Raw genomic sequence first — 2,614 nt, 5'->3', positions numbered from 1 at the left:
TTTAATCTAAATAAAGGACGCCGGAACGGACGCCCTTTGATCGATCCAGTTAAATCTCGCTGGTTCAATAATCTATCATTCAGACAAGCGGTTGCTTATGCCATCGATCGGCAAGCGATGATTAACAACACTTTGCGCGGTCTGGGTGAAATGCAAAATTCACCAATTTCTGTACAAAGCTCTTACTATATAACTTCGGCAGAAGGTCTGAAAGTATACGAATATAATCCCGAAAAATCTAAGAAATTACTATTAAGCGCAGGGTTTAAATATAATAATCAAGGTCAGTTGTTAGATGCTGATGGAAATCGGGTGCAGTTTACATTAATAACGAATGCTGAAAATCAAACCCGCGTGTCACTGGGAGCGCAAATTAAGCAAAGTTTGAGCCAAATTGGCATTCAAGTAGATTTTACCCCAATTGCCTTCAACACGCTTGTAGATAAACTCGCAAACACTCTAAATTGGGAATGTTATTTGCTCGGCTTTACCGGGGGCATTGAACCCCATAATGGTGCGAGTGTCTGGTTGCCAGATGGCGGGTTACACAGCTTCAATCAGGATGCTGTATCGGGGTCAAAGCCGATTCAGGGTCGAGAAGTGGCTGCGTGGGAGGCGGAAATTGGGCGTCTGTACATTAAAGCTGCCCAAGAATTGGATGAGATCAAGCGCAAAGCTATCTATGCCGAAACGCAGCGGATTACGCAGGAATATTTGCCGATGATTTATCTAGTCAACCCGCTGTCAATGTCAGCCGTGCGCGATCGCGTTACCGGCATCAAATACTCTTCTCTGGGCGGTGCCCTCTGGAATGTTTATGAGCTGAAAGTGACCGATTAATAGAAATATATTATATCTCTGCACTAATTCTTAGAAGCGCCCTGCGGTTTTCTTACCAAAGAATCATTAAAAAGCAAAGAATCTGGAAAATTCTGCTTTGCCTCTTGAGCAGTCGTGCAACGACCGCCCTCATTGATACCATCCTTGAATTTTTCAGGACACTCCTTGCTTATGTCAGACAGCGTTTCATGCCACCTGGGATGATTAATGCAGGTTGCACCATCTGCTTTCCAAGCGGCTTCAAAAACCATTCCCCTGCCGTTAGGCGTTTGTGTTTGAATATCAAGCACATCATATATATTAATCAAAGTTCCCTCTCGTGTGTGGCTTTTGCCGTTGCCACAATAATCGGCGCGTACCATGCGCGTACAAGCTTGGTAAAACGCTCGTAGCGATTTTCCTTGGATATTCTTCCAAGGCTTGTAGCCGAAGCGAACGCACTTAGCGAGAACCCCGCTAGTACACCCAAAAGTGACTAAATTACTCGATTCAATATATGCGCCTGTCTCATCCCACGAACCCGACAGCGGAATGGCCTTAGCAATTTTTTCGGGATCGGGATCGCATAAATTCTTCCATTTTGAATCAGCGGGATCTAGATAAAAAACAGTATAAAGATAGGTCTCTTTTACAGGATCTTTCGGGTCTAGTTCGACATCTCTAACCTGAAAGTTTAGCTTTCTTCCCTGCTCGTCAGTTCCAATTAATTCTGCGCCCTTTAAATCTTTGCCTTTAAGAGTCACAATTTTTTCGTTAGTTGCTAATGGCTCTGCCTGCTTTTGATTTGGAGAATTACTCTTATTCTGTCCAGGGGTAATTTTTCCGCAGGCAATAAGCGATACAGCAAAGATGAAGGTCAGAGCATATAAAAATATTTTTTGGAACATTTAATTGAATATTTTAAATCAAAAAAGTTAGGACAATCCTAAGAAAATTGACCTAACTTATTAATTGTTGTCTTAACATGAAACAACCTAGTTAGTAAGTATTGGATTTTTCAAGACAATTGTTTTATTCCTGTACTACCACAAGCTGTCCACCTTGAACTCTGATGCTTTGCAGTTTAGTCCCTTGCTGGCTCATGCCGTTCACGGTCAAGTCATTGAACTTTAAGCCGTTGATCCGCATGCCGTTGATCCGCATGCCGTTGATCCGCATGCCGTTGATCCGCATGCCGTTGATAGACATGCCGTTGATAGACATTCCAGCTTGAGCTACTTCAGAGAAAGCCACAACGCCCACTGCTGTCGCAAGCACTATTGCTAATAAACTTTTTTTCATGATCTACTGACTCCTTGGTTCATTTTTTTTGAGCCATACTATATATAGTATCATCTGTCTATAGTAGTATCTCTATTATTTTGTTAAAGTTTTGTTAAACCACTTAAGCTAACAGTAATTTCACGGACTTCGCCTTAAATAATTTGTAATTAAAATTCCATTCTGGAATATTCATAAATTTTAAGCATCTGAGCAATAATGCGTTAAGTATTTCGCTAGAATCTAAGACTCTTTACCCGCCTTGTTAATAGCTGATACCGTGACTCAACCTGAAGCTTTGCAATCCTTATTAGCAGCGGTTGCTGCTGGTGACGTTAGCCCAGAAGCGGCGTTAGAAAAACTCAAGCATTTTGCCTTTGAACCCGTGGGCGATTTTGCCAAAATTGACCATCACCGCACCTTGCGAACGGGTTTTCCAGAGGTGATTTGGGGGCCAGGAAAAACACCCGAACAGATTGCGGGGATTATGGAGGCGATGCGATCGCGCAACCCT

At 42.6% G+C, this 2,614-nt stretch carries 3 protein-coding genes and 1 pseudogene; 2 read left to right on the top strand and 2 right to left on the bottom strand.

Features of this window, described 5'->3' with window-relative positions:
- The coding region (locus H6F50_RS08320; RefSeq protein ID WP_242028941.1) for an ABC transporter substrate-binding protein at positions 1-840 on the top strand (840 nt) is incomplete at its 5' end.
- A gap of 23 nt (positions 841-863) precedes the next feature.
- Here the strand turns inward: H6F50_RS08320 and H6F50_RS08315 are convergent.
- Positions 864-1,727 (bottom strand): ADYC domain-containing protein, encoded by an 864-nt coding sequence (locus H6F50_RS08315; RefSeq protein WP_190428283.1) that lies wholly within the window; start codon positions 1,725-1,727, stop codon positions 864-866.
- Positions 1,728-1,851: 124 nt separating this feature from the next.
- Complete coding sequence (locus H6F50_RS08310) at positions 1,852-2,121, bottom strand: hypothetical protein (RefSeq protein ID WP_190428281.1); 270 nt, start codon at positions 2,119-2,121, stop codon at positions 1,852-1,854.
- Positions 2,122-2,380: 259 nt separating this feature from the next.
- Here H6F50_RS08310 and H6F50_RS08305 point away from each other — a divergent pair.
- A pseudogene (locus tag H6F50_RS08305) lies at positions 2,381-2,614 on the top strand (1-(5-phosphoribosyl)-5-amino-4-imidazole-carboxylate carboxylase); the annotation flags it as partial.

Origin of the sequence: Coleofasciculus sp. FACHB-712 (assembly GCF_014695635.1) — a bacterium.
GTDB lineage: Bacteria > Cyanobacteriota > Cyanobacteriia > Cyanobacteriales > FACHB-T130 > FACHB-T130.
This window is presented reverse-complemented; position numbering and strand designations above follow the sequence as displayed.